Here is a 2895-nt window from a genome sequence, read left to right on the forward strand (position 1 = left end):
TTACTTTTTTCTCCGCTCTTGCTGCTTTTCGTATTCATCGGCTCTCTGTTAAATATTTTGTCCGTCCATAAACGGGCTAATGAATCTGAGTTACTCTGGCTGCTGGCAATTTGCGTGGAAAAGAAGATTCCGATTGCAACCGAACTGGACACATATTCCAACACATTGTCCCGGAGTTATCGAGATAAAATACAACAGCTCAGCAGCTTACTTCATTCAGGAACATCTCTGTCTGATGCACTGGCTGCAACACCAGGACTGGTGCCACAGACAGCAATCATGGCGGCGCGAATTGGTGAAAAGAGCAACAGCCTTGGAATTGCCCTGCGTGATGCTGCTGTTCAGACAACCAGAAATCTCAATAAGTTCTCTGAGAAATCAAATGCCACCAATCTCATTGTTTATATGACAGTTGTTGTTTCAGTTCTGTTTCTGATTGCCAGCTTTATCATGTATTGGATTATTCCAAAGTTCAAAAAGATCTTTCTGGATTTTGGAACGGAGCTTCCCTCAATGACTCTGATGCTCATGCATGCGAGCGATTTTATCATGACTCATTTTTACGTGTTCCTGCCTTTATTTTCGTTGCCACTCATCGCGTTAGTATTGATGCATCTTGGAACTTATTATGGGTGGTATAACCTTCGCATTCCTTTTATCACAGGCTGGTTCCCCCGGTTAAATACCCCGCAGTGTCTCAGACAAATTGCGCAGTCGATTTCAGTTCAACAGCCGCCTCAGATTGCACTGGACTCTGTTTCCAGGTTTCATCTCTGGGCTGATGTGAGAGAGCGAACTCAATCCGTCAGTCTCAGTATCAATCAAGGGGAAAATATCTGGGACTCTTTGCGAAAGGGTAAAGTGATAACCGGTGCCGAAGCGGCCTTGTGTGTTGCAGCCGAGCGTATGGGAAATCTGCCCTATGTTTTAAGAACGCTGGCTGACACAATCGAACAGCGTAGAGCAAGAAAGCTGAGGTTCCTTTCAGAAATTCTCAAACCGATATTAATCAGTTTTCTGGGTATCCTTGTCGGTTTTTTTGTAGTTGCCTTATTTATGCCTCTCATTAAGTTATTAAACGATCTTTCTTGAGTTCAACGTATTATGAAAAAACGTCTTCGAATCAATTACGCAGAATACTCTATATTGAGAGAACGCAGAGGATTTACGATTCTTGAAGCCTTTGTCTCAATGGTTCTGGTCAGCACACTTGTCGCGATTTCGATCCCAGCGTTAAGGGTTGTGAATCTACAACGAAAATCGATTGATGAACGAGTAGCAGCCACATCGGCATTAGCAAATCTGGGAGAAAGAATCGCTGCCGACAACTCATGGAGCAGCCTCACTCCTGCAAGGTTAAATCAATACCAGCCAGAGACGCTTCAACGATTAAATCTGAGAGAGCCGGAATTATCACTGGATCTTGTTCAAGCAGAAATTGAGCCAACGCAGCGACAGGTGCGAATCCGCCTTTCCTGGAAAAATCCTTATGGTGAACCAGTCGACCCCTTACTCCTTTCCCTCTGGTTTTATCGTGAGAGGAGTAGCAATGAATAAACCCAAATCCCTCAATTTCAAAACTCCGAAAGGGGTTTCGTTAATTGAAAATCTGCTGGTGATGTCGCTGATGTCCGTTGTTTTTATGGTCAGTATCACCACACTGGCGTTTCTGATGCGCGTGGAAATGAAGGGCACGACCCGGATTCATGAGACATTGAACCTGCAAAATTTATCTCACCAATTTCGGGAGGACGCTGGCAGCGCCCAAAATGCGGTGGTGATTCCGCAGGACAATAACACAAGCAGCGAACTCCAGCTCGACATGGGAATGGAAGCATCTATCGTTTATTCAGTCAATAAAGAGGGAACCCTTATTCGCCGTCTGAAAAAACAATCGGATAAGATCATTGCACAAAATGAATTTCGAATTCCTGTAGAATCCCTGCAATTCGAAATTGAAAAAACAAATCAGCGAGTATTAGTCTCAATGAGATTTAGAATCGATCCTGAAGAAACGCATGACAATCAGACTGTCAAAAAGCCAGGCCGTACTTTTAAATTAGAGTCTCTGATTGACCAGAAGCACTTGTTTCATAAACGAAGTGAAACGGCGAAATCGAATTGAACGACATCATGAAACGAAATAAATGCCAACCAGTTTTTATTTGTAAAAAGCGTCGACAGAATCGTCGTCTCTATCGGCGTGGAACGATTGTCCTGATCCCCATGGTTTGCCTGATACTGTCATTGGCTGTCATTGGAGAGCTTTTAAAGCAATCGTCAATTGAGATCAAACAACTGAAAAAAGAGCAACAGTATTTACAAGCCAACTGGCTGGCAGATGCTGCGGCACAGCGGGCAGTGGAAAAACTGAACAGCCAGGATAATTATGCTGGGGAAACGTGGGTTCTTCCACCAGAGGAAATCGGTGGAAGATTTCCCGGAGAAGTAATCATCGAGATTATGCGCGACAAACAAAACGACAAGTCCGTTACCATTCGTACTCAGGCAAGTTATCCGGCAAAAGTAACAGAACGGGTGCGAATCGTTCGCGAATGGCCTTTTGAGTTCAGTCAAACTTCATCTAATAACTAAATCACTTACTTAAAAAGATCAAATAATGTCAAAGGTATCGTTATGACACAATCCGCAGAAATGAGTCAAAGATCCCGTAGCGGTTTTACCCTGATCGAATTACTCGTTGTGATCGCCATTATTGCGATTTTAATCGCATTACTCCTGCCTGCCGTTCAACAGGCACGGGAAGCGGCGCGCAGATCCTCGTGTAAAAATAATCTGGTGCAGCTCAATATTGCATTACAGAATTATGAAATGGCACACAACGTATTTCCATCCGGCACCATCAATTTAACGGGTCCGATTCGTAATGAAGCC

At 43.8% G+C, this 2895-nt stretch carries 4 protein-coding genes; all 4 read left to right on the forward strand.

Annotated elements, in window-relative coordinates; all coding sequences use genetic code 11:
- Positions 1–1092: type II secretion system F family protein (locus Q0294_RS03295; RefSeq protein ID WP_299460893.1), on the forward strand; the 1092-nt coding region annotated here is incomplete at its 5' end.
- A gap of 331 nt (positions 1093–1423) precedes the next feature.
- Complete coding sequence (locus tag Q0294_RS03300; RefSeq protein ID WP_299460895.1) at positions 1424–2125, forward strand: hypothetical protein; 702 nt, start codon at positions 1424–1426, stop codon at positions 2123–2125.
- A gap of 8 nt (positions 2126–2133) precedes the next feature.
- On the forward strand, positions 2134–2595 hold the full coding sequence (locus tag Q0294_RS03305; protein ID WP_299460897.1) for a hypothetical protein: 462 nt from the start codon (positions 2134–2136) through the stop codon (positions 2593–2595).
- Positions 2596–2637: 42 nt separating this feature from the next.
- Positions 2638–2895, forward strand: a 258-nt coding sequence (locus Q0294_RS03310; RefSeq protein WP_299460899.1) for a DUF1559 domain-containing protein, incomplete at its 3' end; no start/stop codon positions are given.

The organism is uncultured Gimesia sp. (assembly GCF_937919775.1).
GTDB lineage: Bacteria > Planctomycetota > Planctomycetia > Planctomycetales > Planctomycetaceae > Gimesia.